Below are 17,814 nucleotides of genomic sequence, written 5' to 3'. Positions count from 1 at the left end.
GGGGGCTCCACAGCGGTCCGGGCACCCGCCGGCCCGGATAAGTCGGGCCGGATGAGAAAGGTTTCGGTGCCGGGTCAACATATGATGAGTTGGTGGGTGGCGCATGCACGCCCCGGTCCGAAGGAACGCACGGGCCGGCATGACCCAGTCTCGGCAACCGGCGTTAGGTATTGGTTTTTCAAGTGCAAGTAGTCAGCATCAGCAGCCTCAAAGGCGGTGTCGGCAAGACCTCCGTGACAACCGGACTGGCGTCGGCCGCACTCGCAGCCGGCATCCCCACCCTTGTGGTCGACCTTGACCCGCACGCGGATGCCAGCACCGCCCTCGGCGTCCGGCCCGATGAACAACTCGACATCGGCCGGATGCTCAAGTCCCCGCGCCGGGCCCGCCTCGCCGACAACGTTGTCCCCAGCGGATGGGTGGAGCACAGCGCTTCTTCCAAGGGAACAGCAGCGTCCGTACTGGATGTCGCCATCGGCTCGGCCTATACCGGAATCTACGACCGGCCCGACCTCGGCCGCCGCGACCTGCGCCGACTCTCCGCCGTGCTGGCAGGTGCCGGGCAGTACGAACTCGTGCTGATCGACTGCCCGCCCTCGCTGAACGGCCTGACCCGGATGGCCTGGTCCGCCAGCGACAAGGTCGCCCTGGTCGCCGAGCCGGGACTGTTCTCCGTCGCGGGCACCGAGCGCACCATGCGCGCCATCCAGCTGTTCCGGCAGGAATTCGCGCCAGGCCTCTCCCCCGCAGGCATTGTCGCCAACCGGGTGCGGACCGGCTCCTCGGAGCACACCTTCCGTCTGGCCGAGATGCAGTCCATGTTCGGTGAACTGCTGCTCACCCCGCACATCCCGGAGCAGGCGAACTGGCAGCAGATCCAGGGCGCGGCCCACTCGGTCCATCACTGGCCCGGGGACTCCGCCAAGAACGCCGCGGCGTTGTTCGACACGCTGCTAGGCAACCTGATGGGGGCCGGCGGTACCGGGGAGCTGGCGGCTGCGGGCATGGTCCGCAACCGCAGCCAGCGTTAGCTGTACTGTTCCGGCTCGAAGTCCGGCCTCCCGGATGGAGGACAACAAGAAGCGCGGGGCCACGATGTGGCCCCGCGCTTCTTAGTTAAATCTTCCGGCCGTGCTAGCCGATCTTGCGGGCCGCGCGGCGCTTGCTGAGTTCATCGTCGGGGAAGGACTGGTCCGTGGCGTGTTCGCTCGGCAGTGCCGCGAGGCTTCCCTCCACTTCGCGCCAGACCCGGCCGACGGCGATGCCAAAGACACCCTGTCCGCCCTGGACCAGGTCGATGACTTCATCCGCCGAGGTGCACTCGTAGACGCTCGCGCCGTCACTCATCAGCGTGATCTGGGCGAGGTCTTCGACCCCGCGCTCCCGGAGGTGCTCGACGGCGGTGCGGATCTGCTGCAGGGAGACGCCGGTGTCGAGGAGCCGTTTGACGACCTTGAGGACGAGGATGTCGCGGAAGCCGTAGAGGCGCTGCGACCCGGAGCCGGCGGCGCCGCGCACGGCGGGTTCGACGAGCCCGGTGCGTGCCCAGTAGTCCAGCTGGCGGTAGGTGATCCCGGCCGCCTTGCACGCGGTGGGGCCGCGGTAACCCGCGTCTTCGTCCAGGACGGGAAGATCCTCGGTGAAGAGCAGGCCCTGGGCACCGCTCGCGGGCACAGCAACGCCTGCCGTCGAGGTCTGCTTGAGCTCGCCTGCTTCGCCTTTCGGACTCACGTGGATCCTCCTTGTCATGAGTTCCCGCGGGAACTTGCAGCAACGACGCGCTGTCCGGGACCGGCGTCGGACCGAGTAGGCACGAAAATCATCCGTGTAGTTTCGGCTCCGGCTGCTCTGTCCAGTGTGACTTGCGCGGCTGTTGTATGCAATGGGAACTTGTACCTCCGACGTTAGGCCTGCCGGGGCCCAAGGTCAAAGACGTTGGCGGTATTGCCGGGGCGTGTCGAAACTTTCGACCTCGACTTTAAGCTTAGGGCCGTTTCAGCCGGCGAAATCCTCGGGTTCGACGTCGTCCAGGAATTCGCGGAAGCGGCGCAGCTCGCCCTCTTCGTCGACGGCGGGCCCGGGCTGGGCCTCCTCGCCGTCGTCGTGCTCGGTGATCCGCACACCGGCTTCTTCCATCACGGCGTCCGCGCACCAGATCCGGCATTTGGCCCGCAGGGCCAGGGCCAGGGCATCCGAGGCCCTCGAGCTGACGGTGGTGCCGTCTTCGAACTGGAGCTGGCCGTAGAAGATGTTGTCCTCGACCGCCACGATGTTGACGCTGACGATCGTGTGGCCCAATGCCTCGACAACGTCCACCAGCAGGTCGTGCGTCATCGGCCGCGGCGGGACCACACCCTGCTGGGCCAGGGCAATGGCGCTGGCCTCCGGGGTGCCGATCCAGATGGGGACGTGGCGCTCCCCGTGCATCTCCTTGAGCAGCACGAGCGGTTGGTTGGACGGCAATTCAATCCGTACGCCTACGATTTCCACCTCAATCATCAGATGTCCATCCTCGAGATGCGGTCCTGGACCAGGGCCCGGTGCAGCGTCAGGCAGAGTTCGCTGATTTCGCGGGCGGCCTCGGCGGCGCGGGCGTGCGAGGCGGCGTCCTTCCGCGAGGTCAGGGTCGCCACCGCCCGTTCCACCAGCCCGAATTCGCGTTCGGCGGCGGCCTGGAACGGGCGCAGGTGCCGCGGTTCCAGGCCGTGGCCCTCCAGTTGCACGCAGGCCCGGGCAACCTGCAGGGCGTGTTCATCGAATTTGCCGTTGACGTGGCCGATCAGGCCGAAGCTGAGCAGGGATTCGAGCAACGGCACGCTGGCCCCGGACTCGGTGCGGAGCTGCTCTTCGCTGAGCAGGCGTACCCGGTGGTTCAGTTCGGCGGCGAGTTGGTCCGAGACGATCCGCGGCGAGACCGTGACCCCGGGAGGCAGGTTGTCCGGGCGTTCGCCGCGGTCAATCGCGTCGAGGTAGTCCTTGATCACCTTCAGCGGCAGGTACTGGTCCCGCTGCAGGGCCAGCACAAAGCGGAGACGCTCGACGTCGCCCTCGGAGTACTGCCGGTACCCGGCGGGAGTCCGCTGCGGGTTAATGAGTCCCTTTTCTTCGAGGAACCTGATTTTCGACGCGGTCATGTTGGGGAAGTCGTCGCTCAGTTGAGCCAGGACCTCCCCGATGTTCAGGACCTGGGGTCCGCGCCGTTCGGCTTGTGCCATGGCCACAGGCAACTACCCCGATATCAGACGTTGCCTGCGGTACGGGCAGGGCTGAGGTAGAAGGTGAGCCGGAACTTGCCGATCTGCACCTCGTTACCGGACTTCAGCTCCACACTGTCGACACGGTCGTGGTTGACGTAGGTGCCGTTCAGGCTCCCGGTGTCCACGACCTCGAAGCTGCGCGCCGTGCGGCGGAATTCGACGTGGCGGCGCGAGACCGTGACGTCGTCGAGGAAGATATCGGCGTCCGGGTGGCGGCCCGCCGTCGTGACGTCCGAGTCGAGCAGGAAGCGGGCGCCGGCGTTGGGGCCGCTGTGTGCCACCAGCAGGGCGGACCCTGCGGGCAACGACTCGATGGCCGTGCGTTCCTCGACCGAAACCTTCGGGGTGAGGGTGGGCTCGTCGCGCACGGGAGTGAGATGGATCGATGTGGTCTCCGAGGCTTTCACTCCACCCGTGCCGTATTCACCGGTGTCGTTCTGTCCGTGCCCAACCATTGAGTCCTCCTCATTCGTTGCAGGTGTCCCCCCTGCAAACAACGCATGCCGTCCGGAAAAGCCTGGCAGATCCGGTAGTCAGTCCCCCCGGCCGGCCACTGTGTCCAGTAATTGCTGTCTCCAACAACTGCTGTGTCCAGTAACACGGCCCGGAGACCTTCCCATTAGCCTACCTGTTGTTCGTACTCCGATGCACTGAGCAACGACTCCACGGCGTCGGCTTCTGCGAGCTTGATTTCGATCAGCCAGCCCTCGCCGTAGGGATCCGAATTGATCAGGGCGGAATCGGTGTCCAGGGCCTCGTTGCGGGCCACTACCTCGCCGCTGACCGGGGCGTAGATGTCGCTGACACTCTTGGTGGACTCGACCTCCCCCACGACGTCGTTGGCCTTGATGTCGGTGCCGACCTCCGGCATCTGGGCGTAGACGACGTCCCCGAGCGCGTCCTGGGCAAAATCCGTGATCCCCACGCGCACGACTCCGTCGGCATTCGGGGCGGAGACCCATTCGTGTTCCGCGGTGTAGGACAGCTCTTCGGGAATGATGCTCATGGCGGGCCTTTCGTCTGGTCAATCACCAAGGTCGACGGCGGCCGATCGAACGGGCCGCCGCTGAAAGTATAGGCATATCCGGCCGGACCCCGGGAGGACTCTGGCATGATGGGGCCATGGCAGCACCTGCACCCGTTCCGGTCGGATTTGCCCATGCCTGAGCTACCGGAAGTGGCAGCCCTCGCGGATTTCCTGGACACGCGCCTGCGCGGTGCGGTCCTCACGAAAATCCAGATCGTCTCGTTTGCGGTACTGAAGACGGCGGATCCTCCCATCTCGGCGTTGGAAGGCAGGACCGTGACGGGGGTGCGCCGCCATGGCAAGTTCGTGGACCTGGAGGCCGACGGGCTGCATCTTGTCTTTCACCTTGCCCGCGCCGGCTGGGTGCGGTTCACCGACGCGCCCACCGGCGCGGTGCTGAAAATGGGCAGCGGGCATATCGCGGCGCGGCTGTCATTTTCCAGCGGGGGCGGACCACTTGACCTGGACCTGACCGAGGCCGGCACCAAGAAGAGCCTGGCGGTCTACCTGGTCCGCAGCCCGACGGATGTGCCGGGGATCGCGGCGCTCGGACCGGATCCGTTCAGCCCGGGGTTCGACGTCGAGACCCTGGCCGGGATCCTCGCGGCCGGCAAGCAGCAGATCAAGGGGCTGCTGCGCAGCCAGGGCGTCATCGCCGGCATCGGGAACGCCTACAGCGACGAGATTCTGCACGCGGCCAGGATCTCCCCGTTCGCCATCGCCGGCGCCCTGGACCGGGCGGCGGTAGAGCGCCTGTACGACGCCATCCACGAAATCCTGGGCACGGCACTGGCCGAGGCCCGCGGGAAACCGCCGGCCGAGCTCAAGGACGCCAAGCGGAGCCACATGCGGGTGCACGGCCGGGCCGGCGAAGCATGCCCGGTCTGCGGAGACACCGTGCGAGAGGTCTCCTTTGCCGACACCGCGCTGCAGTACTGCCCGCACTGCCAGACGAAGGGAAAGATCCTGGCGGACCGCCGGACGTCGCGTTTTTTGAAGTAGGACCTTTCCAGGAGCCGCTTTATGAAGTCGACCGGTCCGGGAAACAGAAAACCCCGCCATTCCGTTGCCGGAATGGCGGGGTACTTTCTGTTGGTCGGGCTGACAGGATTTGAACCTGCGACCCCTTGACCCCCAGTCAAGTGCGCTACCAAGCTGCGCTACAGCCCGTTGGTTCCGCCGTTCTCCGCTCTTGATGATGTCCTGTTGTTATCCAAAGGATTTCATCCGAGCAGTCCGGCCGAACCACCTCCAAAAGCTTACACGATTCCGGAGGGTGCCCGTGACACTTTCACTTGTGTCACGGGAACTTTTTCCCTCGGCGGGCGCGTTCGGAATTAGCGCTTCTTGCCGCGCTTTTCCCGGACCCGCATGTTTACCTCGATCGGCGTGCCCTCGAAGCCGAAGGTTTCGCGGAGCCGGCGGGTGATGAAGCGGCGGTAGCCGGGATCCAGGAAGCCGGTGGTGAAGAGCACGAACTTCGGCGGCCGGCTGGAGGCCTGGGTGCCGAAGAGGATGCGGGGCTGCTTGCCGCCGCGGACCGGGTGCGGGTGTGCCGCCACCAGTTCGCCGAGGAAGGCGTTGAGCCGTCCGGTGGGGATGCGCTTGTCCCAGCTCTCCAGCGCAGTGTCCAGGGCAGGAACCAGCCGGTCCTTGTGCCAGCCGGTCTTGGCCGAGATGTTGACGCGCGGCGCCCACGCCACGTGGGCGAGGTCCTGTTCGATTTCGCGTTCCAGGTAGGTGCGGCGTTCGTCGTCGAGCAGGTCCCACTTGTTGAACGCGAGCACCAGCGCGCGGCCGGACTCGATCGCGAGCTGCAGGATGCGTACGTCCTGCTCGCTGAGCACCTCGTCCACGGCGAGGAGCACGACGGCGACCTCGGCCTTTTCGAGCGCGCTCTGGGTGCGCAGCGAGGCGTAGAAGTCGGCGCCCTGGGCCATGTGCTGGCGGCGGCGGATGCCGGCCGTGTCGACGAAGCGCCAGGTGCGGCCGCCGAGTTCGATGAACTCGTCGACCGGGTCACGGGTGGTGCCTGCGGTGTTGTCGACGACGACGCGTTCGGAACCGGCGAGCTTGTTCAGCAGCGAGGACTTGCCGACGTTCGGCCGGCCGATCAGGGCGATCCGGCGCGGGCCGCCGCTGCGCTCGAGTCCTTCGATCGTGGAGAACTCCGGCAGCGTGTCCATGACATGGTCGAGCAGGTCGGCGACGCCGCGGCCGTGCAGGGCGGAGACCGGGTACGGCTCGCCGAAGCCGAGGCCCCAGAGCGCGGCCGAGTCGGCTTCCTGGGCGAAGTCGTCGACCTTGTTGGCCACCATGATGACCGGCTTCTTGGACTTGCGCAGCATCTTCATGACGCCTTCGTCCGTGGCGGTCGCGCCGACGGCGGAGTCCACCACGAACAGCACGGCGTCGGCGAGCTCCACGGCCATCTCGGCCTGCTCGGCGACGCGGGCGTGGATGCCCCGGGCGTCGTGCTCCCAGCCGCCGGTGTCAACCACGGTGAAGTTCCGGCCGTTCCAGTGCGCCGAGTACATAACGCGGTCACGGGTGACGCCGGGGGTGTCCTCCACGACGGCTTCGCGGCGGCCCAGGATGCGGTTGACCAGGGTGGACTTGCCGACGTTCGGCCGGCCGATGATGGCCAGGACGGGGTCAAGCTTGACCGGGCCGTCGAAGTCCTCGTCCTCGTAGCGCCCGCTCAGCAGGGCGGCGTCTTCCTCGTCCAGTTCGTAGTCGTCCAGGCCGGCGCGGAGCGAGGCCGCGCGGAGATCGGCTTCCTCGTCGTCCAGGGCGGCAAGATTCTCCGCCACCTGGTCCGTGCCGGTGGGCGTGTATTCGTCTTCGCCGGCGCCAAAATGGCCGGGGGTTTGAGTCGTATCGCTCATTGCACTTTCCTTAGGTGGTGATCTGCCGGCGTCGCGGCTACTGCTGTCTGTGGTTCTTGCGGTGAATCCGCGTCGGGCAGGCGCTGCCCGCTGCTCTGAATTGTGTCCTGGACGTGCCGTGCCAGTGCGGCGCGGATCTCGGTTCCCACCCTGTCCATTGAAGCACGCCCGGTCTCCCCGGGCCTGCGGCTGACGGTGAGGGCCCCGCCGAAGCTGACGTGCAGCCGCCGGCCGGGACGGGGAACCGCGTTGAGGTGCTCGCCGCTGATCCTGGTCCCGAGGATGGCTACCGGGATCACGGTGGCCCCCGAGTTCAGCGCGAGCCAGGCCACCCCGTTGTTGATAGCGGCGGCCTCTCCGCTCCCCCGCGTGCCTTCGGGCAGGATCCCGACGCACCGTCCGGCGTCGAGGACGCTCTTGGCCCGTTCCAGCGCCGCCCGGTCACCCGAACGGTCCACCGCCAACTGGCCGGAGGCCTTCAGGACCAGGCCCAGGAAGCCTTTGAACATCTCCTTCTTGACGAAGATGTGCATCGGCCGGGGCGCCGCACCGAACATGACCGGGCCGTCCAGGAAACTGATGTGGTTTCCGGCGAAGATGACCGGCCCCGCCGCCGGGACGTTGGCGCGGCCCTGGACGGTGGTCCGGTACACCAGATGGTCCAGCAGCCAGCCGACCGGCCGGCTCCAGGCCATGGTCCCGTGCTTGAACCAGCGGCCGGGAAGCTGCGCCCCGGCTGAGCCCTCAGTCACGGTCGATGGCCGTGTGGTTGATGGCCGTGTGGGTGACGACCCGGTGCACGATCCCGAGGGCCGCGTCAACGGTCTGGGCAAAGTCCAGGTCCGAGGAGTCCAGCGTGACCACGCCGTCGGCGGCCTGCGTGAAGTTCACCACGGTGGAGTCCTTGGCGTCCCGCGCCGTGACTTGCGCGGCAAGCTGTTCGGCGTTCTGACTGCCGCCGAGCTGGATGCCGCGGCGGCGAAGCCGGGCCTCTTCGCTGGCGGTGAGCAGCATGCGCACCTCGGCATTGGGAGCGACGACGGTGGTGATGTCCCGGCCCTCCACCACCATGCGGCGGTGGTGCTTTTCGATCAGCGCGCGCTGCCGGCGGATCAGTTCGGTCCGTGCCCCGAGCGTGGTGGCGACCGCGCTGACCGCAGCGGAGATGCCCGGTTCGCGGATGGCCTCGGTGATGTCGGCACCCGCGACCCGGACGTACTCTTCCTGCGGGCTGGTGCTGATCTCCAGTTGGAGGGCCTCGGCAGCGGCTTCGATGGCTTCGGCGTCGGCGAGGTCCAGGCCGCTGTCGAGGCAGAACCAGGTCAGGGCCCGGTACATGGCGCCGGTGTCGAGGTAGGCCAGCCTGAGCCGGCGCGCCACCTCTTTGCTGACGCTGGATTTGCCGGAGCCGGAGGGGCCGTCGATTGCGACGACGAGGCTCTTGCCGGGGCGGACGACGTCCACCGTTTCAATGAGTTCCTGGGTCATTACTGGAGTACCCGCCATCCACGGTCGTTGAGGGCTTCGATGAGCAGCTCGTGCTTGTTGGGCAGCACGGAGAGTTCCACCATGCCGACATTCTGTCCTGAGGAGTGGTCCAGTCGGAGGTCCTCGAGGTTGACGCCGATCTCGCCGATCTCGGTCAGGAGCCTGGCGATCTGGCCGGGCGTGTCGTCCACCAGGACGGTCAGCCAGGAGTAGGCCTGCGGCGGTCCGCCGTGCTTGCCCGGGATCCGGGCCTGGCCGGCGTTGCCTTCGCTGATCAGCTGGGCAAGGTCCAGCCTGGCACCGGGCGCGGTCGGATCCTCGAGGGTTCCGATCAGCCGGTTCAGGTCCTCGCGGACGCCGTAGAGGATCTCCACGACCTTGCCCGCGTTGGCGCCGAGGATCTGCACCCAGAGCGTGGGGTCGCTCGCGGCGATCCTGGTCACGTCCCGCAGCCCGTTGCCGGCCAGCGAGAGCGCGTGCAGCGGGGTTCCCTGCAGCCGGCTGGCTACGAGGGAGGACATGACCTGGGGCAGGTGCGAGACCAGCGCCACGGCCTCGTCGTGTTCCTCGGCACCGAATTCGGAGACGACGGCGCCCAGGTCCCCGGCCAGCGCACGCGCCGCCTGCAGGGCCTCGGGCCGGGTTTCCGGCGTGGGGCAGAGCACCCACGGCATCGAGGTGAACAGTTCCCCGCGGGCGGCGACGGGGCCGGACTTTTCCCGGCCCGCCATCGGGTGGGTGCCGACGTAGCGGCCCAGGTCGGCGCCGCGCTCGCGCAGCTCCGCCTGGATGGACGCCTTGACGCTGGCAATGTCCACCACAACGGCCTGCGGGTAGTCCGCGAGGGCGCGGGCGACGACGTCGGAGGTCACGTCCGGCGGCGCGGCGACCACGACGAGTTCCGGCGTTTCGCCGTCAAGGCGCGCCAAGGGCAGGCCTGCGCCGATGTCGACGGCGACGGCCTGGTTGGTGGGCGACGGGTCGGAGAGGAACACGGCGACGCCGCGGCCCCGGAGCCCCAGCCCGATGCTGGTGCCCAGCAGTCCGGTGCCCACGACCACGACCGGCCCGTTCAGGTGGCCGCGGCCGTGGGTGCGAAAAGCGGACATGCCTTACAGCCCCACGGATGCCAGCAGGTGGCCGACTTCCTGCTTGCCGAGGTTGCGGATGCTGCCTTGGCGCTGGTCGCCCAGGCCGATGGGACCGACCTTGACGCGGACCAGGCGCAGTACCGGGAAACCGACGGCGTCGAAGAGGCGCCGCACAATGCGGTTCTTGCCCGAGTGCAGCACGACCTCGATCAGCACGTGGCCCGGGGTCGAGTCGACGAGCTTGAAGGAGTCGACCGAGGCAATGCCGTCCTCGAGTTCGACGCCGGCCTTGAGCTGCGCGCCGACGCCCTGCGGGAACGGCCCGCGGACCTGGACGAGGTACGTCTTGGGCACCTCGTAGGAGGGGTGCGTCAGGCGGTTGGCGAGTTCGCCGTCGTTCGTCAGGAGCAGGAGCCCCTCGGTGGCGACATCGAGCCGGCCGACGTGGAAAAGGCGTTCGCCGTGGTGGTTGCGGACGAAATCGCTGACGCACGGACGGCCGTCCGGGTCTTCCATCGTGGAGACAACGCCCTTGGGCTTGTTGAACACCATGTAGACCATGTTTTCGTCCAGCTGGATGCGCAGGCCGTCCACGTGGATCACGGACGCCTTGGGGTCGACGCGCATGCCGAGCTCGGTGACGACCTGGCCGTCGACCTCGACGCGGCCTTCGGCGATCATTTCCTCGCAGACGCGCCGGGAGGCGACGCCGGCGGAGGCCATGACCTTTTGCAGACGGACACCGTCGGCATCGTGCAGTTCGGACTGCGGCACGGGTCCGCGCGGGCCGCGTTTGCGGGCCGGCTTCCGGACCGGGCCGAGGTTCTGGCCGAAGCGTTCGCCGCCGAACGCGCTGGAACCGGTGGCCTTGGCCGCTCCGGCGCCGATGCGCGGCTTGGGCTTGAGCGCGCCCGGCGTACCGGGGACCTTGCCGGCACCGGGCTTGCGTGCCGCAGGCTTGCGGGCGGCCGGCTTACGCGCTGCCGGCTTGGCGCCGTTGCGGTCCCCGGATTCCGGAGCTGAACCCGCGGGGTTCAGGTCCGGATCGATGAAAGCCTCTTCGCGCGGCTTGGGCCGCTTGAACGGGCGGTCGCCGCCGCCCTTGGAGAAGTCGCGCTGGCCTCGGCCGGCGCCGCCCGCACCCTGGGTGCGTGCTGATTGATGTCCGGCGCTGGTGCGTCCCGAACCGTTACGTGGTGAACCCTGGCGTCCCGCCTGTGTCATGACCCGTCCTTCGTTTGTTGGCCCGCGGCGGCTGCCTCACGGCAGCCCCCACCGGCCGGGCAAATGGTTCTGCCCTGGTGGATACTCGTTACGCAGGCAGCATTCCTGCCTACATTCTTCCTGCGTCGTAAAACTCTGCTATGCCTTCAAGCCCTGGAAGATGGGGCGAAAGCTGAGGCAACTCAGCCACCGAGCCGATTCCCATACGTTCGAGGAAATACGACGTCGTGCGGTACAGGATGGCCCCGGACTCAGGATCGGTTCCCGAATCCTCGATCAGTCCGCGCTGGGTCAGCGTCCGCACGACGGAGTCAACATTGACCCCTCGAATTGCAGACACCCGCGCCCTGGAAACGGGCTGGCGGTAGGCGATGACGGCGAGCGTTTCGAGCGCCGCCTGCGTCAGCCTGGCTGTCTGTCCTTCCAGCACGAATCCGCCTACGACGTCGGCGAACTCAGCGCGGGAATAGATCCGCCAGCCTCCGGCGATATTCCGCAATTCAAAACCCCGGGGGGCGGCACCGAAACCAGCACGATTAATCGCAGTGCTGGCGTCGTCCGCATCCGGGGCATTACCAGTATAGCCGTTATACTCCCGTTGCAGTTCCCCGAGCAGGCCCTCGACGGCGTCGACCGTCAGGTTCAGGCCGGCGGCCAGCTCCGTGGCCGTGGCCGGTTCGTCGACCACCATGAGCACGGCCTCCAGCGCGGCACGGGCGCCGCCGGGCAGTCCGGAAACGTCCGGAACCCGGGAGTCGCCGGCGTCGGATCCGGCCGCGCCTGATGGGGCCCCGCCGGCTGTGGCAGAGGTGGGTGCTTCGGTCACGGCTGCTCCTCGTATTCTTCGCTCAGCTTGTCGCTGCTCCAGTCCGGGTCGTCGGCGGTCCAGTGCACGGACAGCTCGCCGAGGGGAAGCAGTTGGTCGAAGCCCACTGCCTTGTCACGGAACATTTCCAGCAGCGCGAGGAACCGGGCCACCACTACGAGGGTGGACTCGGCGTCGGCGATCAGGGCCCGGAAGGTGAGTGCCTTGCCAAGACGCAGGCGGTGGCCGATGATTTCGGCCTGCTCCTTCACGCTTACCGGCGTGCCATGCAGGTGTTCGAGGCCCACTTCGGTGGGGGCTGCTTCCTTGGGCTTCAGGGCCGCTTCGGCCAGAGCCGCGAACTGCTGCGGGGTGTGCTTCCAGACCAGCTCGGGCAGGAGGGCGGCGAACTGGCCCTCCAGGGCGACCTGCCGCGGGTAGCGCCGGCCCTCCAGCTCCAGCGTCGAGCCGATCAGTCCGGCAACCTGCTTGAAGGCCTTGTACTGGAGCAACCGGGCGAAGAGCAGGTCGCGGGCTTCGAGCAGCGCGATGTCCTCGTCGTCCTCGACCTCGCCGGCGGGCAGCAGCCTGGCCGCCTTGAGGTCCAGCAAGGTGGCGGCGATGACCAGGAATTCGCTGGCCTCGTCCAGGGCCCAGTCCTCCCCCAGCCGTTGCAGCCCCTTGATGTATTTGATGAACTCGTCGGTGACCGTGGCCAGCGCCACCTCGGTGATGTCCAGCTGGTGCTTGGAGATCAGGCCCAGCAGCAGGTCGAAAGGGCCGGTGAAGTTGGCCAGCCGGACCTCGAATCCGGGCTTCTTCCCGGGCGGCGACAGCTCTGCCGTCGCGGTTCCCGTCGCCGCCATAGCCCTGGTTAGGGCGCGCCGCCGCGCGAAATCAGCTCTTTGGCCAGGCGGCGGTAGGCGTCGGCACCGGCGTGGTTGCCGGCGTAGCTGGTAATCGGCTCGGCAGCCACGGTGGCGTCGGCGAACTTGATGGAGCGCTTGATCACGGTCTCGAAGACCTTGTCCCCGAAGGCCTCCACCAGCCGGGCGATGACCTCGCGGCCGTGCAGGGTGCGGGAGTCGTACATGGTGGCGAGGACGCCGTCGACCTGCAGGCGGGGGTTCAGCCGGTCCTGGACCTTGTCGATCGTCTCGACCAGCAGCGCCACGGCGCGCAGGGCGAAGAATTCACAGATCAGCGGGATGATGACGCCGTGCGCCGCGGTCAGCGCGTTGACCGTGAGCAGCCCGAGCGAGGGCTGGCAGTCGATCAGGACAACGTCGTAGTCGTCTTCGACCTTTTTCAGGGCCCGGTCCAGGACCTGTTCACGGGCGACCTCGTTCACGAGCTGGACTTCCGCGGCGGAGAGGTCGATGTTGGCCGGCAGCAGGTCCACATTTTCGACGCCGGTCTTCTGGATGGCGTCGCGGATGTCGACCTTGCGGTCCATCAGCACGTTGTAGACCGTGAGGTCCAGCTCGTGCGGATTGGTGCCGAGGCCGGCAGAGAGGGCGCCCTGCGGGTCAAAGTCGACCAGCAGCACGCGGCGGCCGTATTCGGCCAGGGCAGCGGCCAGGTTGATGGTGGACGTGGTTTTGCCCACGCCGCCCTTCTGGTTGACCATGGCGATGACCCGGGCCGGGCCGTGGGATGACAGCGGCGCGGGCTCCGGAAAGTCGCGTTGGGGGCGCCCGGTGGGGCCCATGATGGCGTCTTCCAGGTCGAGTCCGGTGCCTTCCAGAGTGGCTGAACCCTGTTCGCTGCTCACGTATCTATCCACACTTTCGATGACGGTGATTTTCGTGCCTGACCCTGCCGGCTGCTTGTTGTGCTGACTGGCTCATGTTGCGGCCTCATCTTGCTTGCGGCCGCTCGGCAAGGATCGTTATTCCTCCCAAGGTTACAGCCCCCGACACGGTATTCGACGGACCTTGACAACCGCCGTTCCGCGCGCCTTGACCCTCTGGTAGAGGTCGAGGGTTGCCTGGCACCGGGGCCCCGCCGCAAACGAAACCGCCCGGACGCGGGGTGCGCGTCCGGGCGGTTTCAGTGCGTTCGGGCTGGTGCTCAGGCGTTGACCGGCACCGGCTGCGCGGCCTGGCCGGCTGGCTGGTCGGCGGCCACGTGCCCGGTGTGGCCGGCGATCATGGTCTGCTCGTCGAAGGGCTCGGCGCCGGAGAGGACACGCTCGACCTGTCCGCCGTCGATCTCCTTGACCCAGGTGCCGATCAGGACGGTCGCCACGGCGTTGCCGGTGAAGTTGGTCAGCGCGCGGGCCTCGGACATGAAGCGGTCGATGCCGACAATCATGCCCACGCCGCCGAGCAGTTCCGGACGGTGGGCCTGCAGGCCCGCTGCCAGGGTGGCGAGGCCGGCGCCGGTGACGCCGGCGGCGCCCTTGGAGGCGATGATCATGAAGATCAGCAGCGAGATCTGGGCGCCCAGGTCCAGCGGGGTGCCCATCGCGTTGGCGACGAACAGGGAGGCCATGGTCAGGTAGATGGCCGTGCCGTCGAGGTTGAAGGAGTAGCCGGTGGGGACCGTGACGCCGACGACGGGCTTGGAGACACCGAGGTGTTCCATCTTCGCGATCAGGCGGGGCAGGGCCGCTTCGGAGGAGGACGTGGAGAAGATCAGCAGGTATTCGCGGCCGAGGTAACGCATCAGGCGGAAGATGTTGACACCCGAGACGACCTGGAGCAGGCCGCCCAGGATCACGACGATGAACACCGCGCAGGTGATGTAGAAGGCGACCATGAGGGTGGCCATGCTGATGATGGCCTGCACGCCGGTGGCGCCGACGACGGCGGCGATCGCACCGAATGCGCCGACCGGGGCGAGCCACATGACCATGATCAGGATGCGGAACACGAGGGCCTGGCCGTGGCCGATGGCCTTCAGGATCGGGGTGCCCTGCGGGCCCATCTTCTGCAGCGCGAAGCCGACCAGGATGGCGGCGAGCAGGGTGGGCAGCACGGGGATGTCGCCCGGGATGATGCCGAGCAGGAAGTCGACGGTGCTGTCCGTGGCGGCCTTCTTGTTGGGATCGTACGGGGCGAGCTTGAGGCCCTCACCCGGGTGGATCAGGTTGCCGACGACGAGGCCGATGGCCAGCGCGAAGGTCGACATGACGATGAAGTAGCCGAGGGCCAGGCCACCGACCTTGCCGACCGTGGCGGCCTTGGCGATCGAGCCGATGCCCAGCACGATGGTGCAGAAGATGACGGGGGCGATCATCATCTTGATGAGCTTGATGAAGCCGTCGCCGAGCGGCTTGAGGGACTTGCCGACCTCGGGGAAGATCAGGCCGACCAGGGCGCCGAGGACCACGGCGACAATGACTGCGATGTACAGGTAGTGGGACTTGTCCAGCCCCTTGCGCTTTTTGACCGGCGCCGCGGCGGTTGCCGCTGACTCTCCTCGTTGAGAGGCCATGGTGTTCTCCTTGGATAGGCTGGACTTCGATGCGGCTTGGGGTGCGCATCACGTCCGTTCTGCGTGTTTCTCCATCATTGGGGATGAAGTGACGCGCATCACCGTTGCGTTCATATTGGTCATGGAAGGTGCAGTTGATCCATCACTGGAGCATCGCCCGCAGGCTGTTTGTGGCCCACTTGCTGTTCATGCTGGCCCTGACCGCCGTCGTCGGCACGGCCACCTTCGTCGACGCCCGCGACCACGCCTACGAGGAAGCCGGCCGGCGGATGGCCGGGATCGCCACCGCGGTGGCAGACAACCCCCTGGTGCTGCAGGCGGCGAGCGCCCCCAATCCCTCGGCGAGGCTCCAGCCCTACGCCCTGGAGGTGATGCGGGACGCCCGCGCGGACTTCATCACGATCATGGCGCCGGACCGGACCCGGTGGACCCATCCCCGCAACGAGGAGCTGGGCAAGCCCTACATCGGCTCGATCGACGCGGCCCTGCGCGGCGAGGTCTTCACCGAGATCATGGCCGGCACGCTCGGACCGTCCGTGCGGACGATCGCCCCGGTCAAGGACGCCGACGGCAAGGTCCGGGCCCTGGTGGCGGCGGGCGTGACGGTGGGGACGGTGGATGTCGCGTTTTCCGGCCGCCTGCCGGCGCTGCTCGCGATCGCAGTGGCCCTGCTGGCCGGCGGTTCGGTGGCCTCCTGGCTGCTGGGCCGCTACCTCCGCCGGGTTACCCGCGGCTGGGGCCCGGAGCAGCTGGCGCAGCTGTTCGCCTATTACGAGTCGGTGCTCCACTCGGTCCGCGAGGGGGTGATCCTGATTGACCCGAAGGGCAAGGTGGTGATGTACAACGACCAGGCGGCCGCGCTGCTCGGGGTGCCGCCCCGCGCCGTCGACGGCGGGTCCTCCGGCGGCCGCGGACCGGACGCGCCGTCGCTGGCGGAACTGCCGCTGGCCCCCAGCCTCAAGGAACTCTTCGAATCCGGCCGGACCGCCCAGGACGAAATCCACCTGACCGGCCCGCGTGTCCTGGTGGTGAACCAGGGCCCCGCGGTCGGGCCCCGGTCCGCCGCGGCCCGGCAGCGGCCGGCGGCCTCCGGTACCCCCGTCTACGGCACGGTGGCCACCATCCGGGACCGCACCGAAATCGAGTCGCTCGGCAGCGAGTTGGAGACCATGCGGACGCTCTCCGACGCCCTCCGCGCCCAGACCCACGAACACGCCAACCGGCTGCACACCATCGTGTCCCTGATGGAACTGGGCCGCGGCAACGAGGCACTGGATTTCGCCACCAACGACCTGGAGCTGAGCCAGCGGCTGACCGATGACCTGGTCAGCTCCCTCGAGGAGCCGGTGCTCGGCGCCCTGGTCATGGGCAAGGCCGCCGAGGCGCACGAACGCGGCGTCGAACTCATCCTCACCACCGACGGCTCCACGGCGGTCACCGGACTGGCCGTCCAGGATCTCGTGGCCATCCTCGGCAACCTGCTCGACAACGCGATCGACGCCGCGGCCGACGCGCCGCCGCCGCGCCTCGTGGAGCTGAGTGTCTCCTCGGCGGGCGGAGCCCTGGAGATCACGGTGGAGGACAGCGGCCCCGGCATCGATCCGGACGCCGTGGAGGATGTTTTCCGGCACGGCTTCAGCACCAAGGCTCCGGGTCCCTTCGGGCGCGGCCTCGGGCTGGCCCTGGTCCGCCAGGCCGTGCAGCGCCTGGGCGGTAGCATGACAATCACCAGCCCGGCCGGGGCACTGTTCCGTGTCACCCTGCCGACGGCACCGGCTGCAGCGGCAGGCGCGGCGAGAGACGCCGCGGACGGCGCCAGGGAAGAACCAGCCGGGACAGCAGAGGAACAGCAATGAGCGATATCCGCGTACTCGTCGTCGAGGACGAGCCGATCGCCGCGGCCGCCCACGCCGCCTACATCGGCCGGCTCGAGGGCTTCACCCTGGCCGGGTCTGCCCCGGACGGGCAGTCCGCCCTGCGCCTGATGACGGACCTGTCAGCCGCCGGGCAGCCCGTGGAACTGGTCTTGCTGGACATGAACCTGCCGGACCTGCACGGGCTGGACATCGCCCGCCGGATGCGTGCCGCCGGCCTCTTTGCGGACATCATCGCGATCACGGCGGTGCGGGAGCTGAACATCGTCCGCAGCGCCGTGGCAACCGGCGTCGTGCAGTACCTGATCAAGCCGTTCACCTACGCCACGTTCGCGGACAAGCTGAGCAGCTACCGGCAGTTCCGTGAACAGCTGGCCTCCCCCGGCCCGGGCGGTACCGGCGCCGGGGCGTCCCAGAGTGACGTGGACCAGGCCTTCGCCAGCCTGCGGGCGCCCTCCGAACTGCCGCTGCCCAAGGGCCTGTCCGCCTCGACACTGGATTCCGTGCAGGACTTCATGAAGCTGCAGGCCGGTGCGGTGTCGGCCAGCGAGGTGATGGAAGCACTGGGCATGTCCCGCGTCACGGCCCGCCGCTACCTCGAGTACCTCGCGGACGCCGGTACGGTGTCACGCACCGCACGCTACGGCGCCCCCGGCCGGCCGGAGAACGAGTACCGCTGGAGCCGGCCGGCGTCGTAGCCCTACACCTGGCCCCATGCC

18 protein-coding genes and 1 tRNA gene are annotated in these 17,814 nt (G+C 67.9%); 4 read left to right on the top strand and 15 right to left on the bottom strand.

Translation table 11 applies throughout. The features are described from left to right. Nucleotides 1–182 precede the first annotated feature (182 nt). Nucleotides 183–1,031, top strand: a complete 849-nt coding sequence (locus AC1DH3_RS13135; RefSeq protein ID WP_441418900.1) for a ParA family protein — start codon at nt 183–185, stop codon at nt 1,029–1,031. A 103-nt stretch (nt 1,032–1,134) separates the two neighbouring features. Here AC1DH3_RS13135 and AC1DH3_RS13130 read toward each other — a convergent pair whose 3' ends face one another. From AC1DH3_RS13130 to gcvH, 5 genes are all read right to left on the bottom strand, one after another. Beyond that, nucleotides 1,135–1,731 carry a MerR family transcriptional regulator gene (locus tag AC1DH3_RS13130; RefSeq protein ID WP_476909491.1) on the bottom strand — a complete coding sequence of 199 codons (597 nt, stop codon included), beginning with the start codon at nt 1,729–1,731 and terminating at the stop codon, nt 1,135–1,137. A 264-nt stretch (nt 1,732–1,995) separates the two neighbouring features. Continuing rightward, nucleotides 1,996–2,499, bottom strand: a complete 504-nt coding sequence (locus AC1DH3_RS13125; protein WP_175321577.1) for a bifunctional nuclease family protein — start codon at nt 2,497–2,499, stop codon at nt 1,996–1,998. Beyond that, nucleotides 2,499–3,215 (bottom strand): transcriptional regulator FtsR, encoded by a 717-nt coding sequence (gene ftsR, locus AC1DH3_RS13120; RefSeq protein ID WP_175321576.1) that lies wholly within the window; start codon nt 3,213–3,215, stop codon nt 2,499–2,501. Before ftsR ends, AC1DH3_RS13125 begins: the two co-directional genes overlap by 1 nt. 23 nt (nt 3,216–3,238) lie before the next feature. Continuing rightward, nucleotides 3,239–3,712, bottom strand: coding sequence for an FHA domain-containing protein (locus tag AC1DH3_RS13115; RefSeq protein ID WP_175321575.1), 474 nt, complete (start codon nt 3,710–3,712; stop codon nt 3,239–3,241). 164 nt (nt 3,713–3,876) lie between these two features. Then, nucleotides 3,877–4,263, bottom strand: a complete 387-nt coding sequence (gene gcvH, locus AC1DH3_RS13110) for a glycine cleavage system protein GcvH (RefSeq protein WP_138769663.1) — start codon at nt 4,261–4,263, stop codon at nt 3,877–3,879. 153 nt (nt 4,264–4,416) lie between these two features. On the opposite strand from gcvH, the gene AC1DH3_RS13105 reads away from it, so the two are divergent. Further along, entirely contained in the window at nt 4,417–5,286 is an 870-nt protein-coding gene (locus tag AC1DH3_RS13105) for an Fpg/Nei family DNA glycosylase (protein ID WP_476909490.1), read from the top strand. 91 nt (nt 5,287–5,377) lie between these two features. Here the strand turns inward: AC1DH3_RS13105 and AC1DH3_RS13100 are convergent. The 10 genes from AC1DH3_RS13100 to AC1DH3_RS13055 form a co-directional block, all read right to left on the bottom strand. Next, nucleotides 5,378–5,454 (bottom strand) — tRNA-Pro (locus AC1DH3_RS13100). Nucleotides 5,455–5,621: 167 nt separating this feature from the next. Continuing rightward, nucleotides 5,622–7,172, bottom strand: a complete 1,551-nt coding sequence (der, locus tag AC1DH3_RS13095) for a ribosome biogenesis GTPase Der (protein ID WP_476909489.1) — start codon at nt 7,170–7,172, stop codon at nt 5,622–5,624. After that, nucleotides 7,169–7,867: a lysophospholipid acyltransferase family protein gene (locus tag AC1DH3_RS13090; protein WP_441418936.1), complete on the bottom strand. Its 699-nt coding sequence runs from the start codon at nt 7,865–7,867 to the stop codon at nt 7,169–7,171. The genes der and AC1DH3_RS13090 overlap by 4 nt, the downstream gene beginning before the upstream one ends. A 49-nt stretch (nt 7,868–7,916) precedes the next feature. Beyond that, complete coding sequence (cmk, locus tag AC1DH3_RS13085; protein WP_441418903.1) at nt 7,917–8,660, bottom strand: (d)CMP kinase; 744 nt, start codon at nt 8,658–8,660, stop codon at nt 7,917–7,919. Beyond that, nucleotides 8,660–9,769, bottom strand: a complete 1,110-nt coding sequence (locus tag AC1DH3_RS13080; RefSeq protein WP_441418904.1) for a prephenate dehydrogenase — start codon at nt 9,767–9,769, stop codon at nt 8,660–8,662. The genes cmk and AC1DH3_RS13080 overlap by 1 nt, the downstream gene beginning before the upstream one ends. Nucleotides 9,770–9,772: 3 nt before the next feature. Further along, nucleotides 9,773–10,975 (bottom strand): pseudouridine synthase, encoded by a 1,203-nt coding sequence (locus AC1DH3_RS13075; RefSeq protein WP_441418905.1) that lies wholly within the window; start codon nt 10,973–10,975, stop codon nt 9,773–9,775. A 109-nt stretch (nt 10,976–11,084) separates the two neighbouring features. Further along, nucleotides 11,085–11,705, bottom strand: coding sequence for an SMC-Scp complex subunit ScpB (gene scpB, locus AC1DH3_RS13070; protein WP_476909555.1), 621 nt, complete (start codon nt 11,703–11,705; stop codon nt 11,085–11,087). A gap of 92 nt (nt 11,706–11,797) precedes the next feature. Further along, nucleotides 11,798–12,646 (bottom strand): segregation and condensation protein A, encoded by an 849-nt coding sequence (locus tag AC1DH3_RS13065; protein ID WP_476909488.1) that lies wholly within the window; start codon nt 12,644–12,646, stop codon nt 11,798–11,800. Between the two features lie 8 nt (nt 12,647–12,654). Next, complete coding sequence (locus tag AC1DH3_RS13060) at nt 12,655–13,554, bottom strand: ParA family protein (RefSeq protein ID WP_441418907.1); 900 nt, start codon at nt 13,552–13,554, stop codon at nt 12,655–12,657. A gap of 299 nt (nt 13,555–13,853) precedes the next feature. Further along, nucleotides 13,854–15,221, bottom strand: a complete 1,368-nt coding sequence (locus tag AC1DH3_RS13055; RefSeq protein WP_441418908.1) for a cation:dicarboxylate symporter family transporter — start codon at nt 15,219–15,221, stop codon at nt 13,854–13,856. A gap of 134 nt (nt 15,222–15,355) precedes the next feature. Here AC1DH3_RS13055 and AC1DH3_RS13050 point away from each other — a divergent pair, with 134 nt between their 5' ends. After that, the gene (locus AC1DH3_RS13050) at nt 15,356–17,077 is read left to right on the top strand and encodes a sensor histidine kinase (RefSeq protein WP_476909487.1); all 1,722 of its coding nucleotides are present in this window, start codon (nt 15,356–15,358) and stop codon (nt 17,075–17,077) included. After that, the gene (locus AC1DH3_RS13045) at nt 17,074–17,793 is read left to right on the top strand and encodes a response regulator (RefSeq protein ID WP_441418910.1); all 720 of its coding nucleotides are present in this window, start codon (nt 17,074–17,076) and stop codon (nt 17,791–17,793) included. Before AC1DH3_RS13050 ends, AC1DH3_RS13045 begins: the two co-directional genes overlap by 4 nt. Nucleotides 17,794–17,814: the final 21 nt, after the last annotated feature.

The organism is Arthrobacter sp. 05L428 (assembly GCF_056397665.1).
This window is presented reverse-complemented; position numbering and strand designations above follow the sequence as displayed.

Coding starts and splice junctions, on each gene's coding strand:
- AC1DH3_RS13075 (WP_441418905.1), bottom strand. CDS start 10,975: ATGACACAGGCGGGACGCCAGGGTTCACCACGTAACGGTTCGGGACGC.
- cmk (WP_441418903.1), bottom strand. CDS start 8,660: ATGACCCAGGAACTCATTGAAACGGTGGACGTCGTCCGCCCCGGCAAG.
- AC1DH3_RS13065 (WP_476909488.1), bottom strand. CDS start 12,646: ATGGCGGCGACGGGAACCGCGACGGCAGAGCTGTCGCCGCCCGGGAAG.
- AC1DH3_RS13055 (WP_441418908.1), bottom strand. CDS start 15,221: ATGGCCTCTCAACGAGGAGAGTCAGCGGCAACCGCCGCGGCGCCGGTC.
- AC1DH3_RS13115 (WP_175321575.1), bottom strand. CDS start 3,712: ATGGTTGGGCACGGACAGAACGACACCGGTGAATACGGCACGGGTGGA.
- der (WP_476909489.1), bottom strand. CDS start 7,172: ATGAGCGATACGACTCAAACCCCCGGCCATTTTGGCGCCGGCGAAGAC.
- AC1DH3_RS13080 (WP_441418904.1), bottom strand. CDS start 9,769: ATGTCCGCTTTTCGCACCCACGGCCGCGGCCACCTGAACGGGCCGGTC.
- AC1DH3_RS13125 (WP_175321577.1), bottom strand. CDS start 2,499: ATGATTGAGGTGGAAATCGTAGGCGTACGGATTGAATTGCCGTCCAAC.
- gcvH (WP_138769663.1), bottom strand. CDS start 4,263: ATGAGCATCATTCCCGAAGAGCTGTCCTACACCGCGGAACACGAATGG.
- AC1DH3_RS13090 (WP_441418936.1), bottom strand. CDS start 7,867: ATGGCCTGGAGCCGGCCGGTCGGCTGGCTGCTGGACCATCTGGTGTAC.
- AC1DH3_RS13105 (WP_476909490.1), top strand. CDS start 4,417: ATGCCTGAGCTACCGGAAGTGGCAGCCCTCGCGGATTTCCTGGACACG.
- ftsR (WP_175321576.1), bottom strand. CDS start 3,215: ATGGCACAAGCCGAACGGCGCGGACCCCAGGTCCTGAACATCGGGGAG.
- AC1DH3_RS13045 (WP_441418910.1), top strand. CDS start 17,074: ATGAGCGATATCCGCGTACTCGTCGTCGAGGACGAGCCGATCGCCGCG.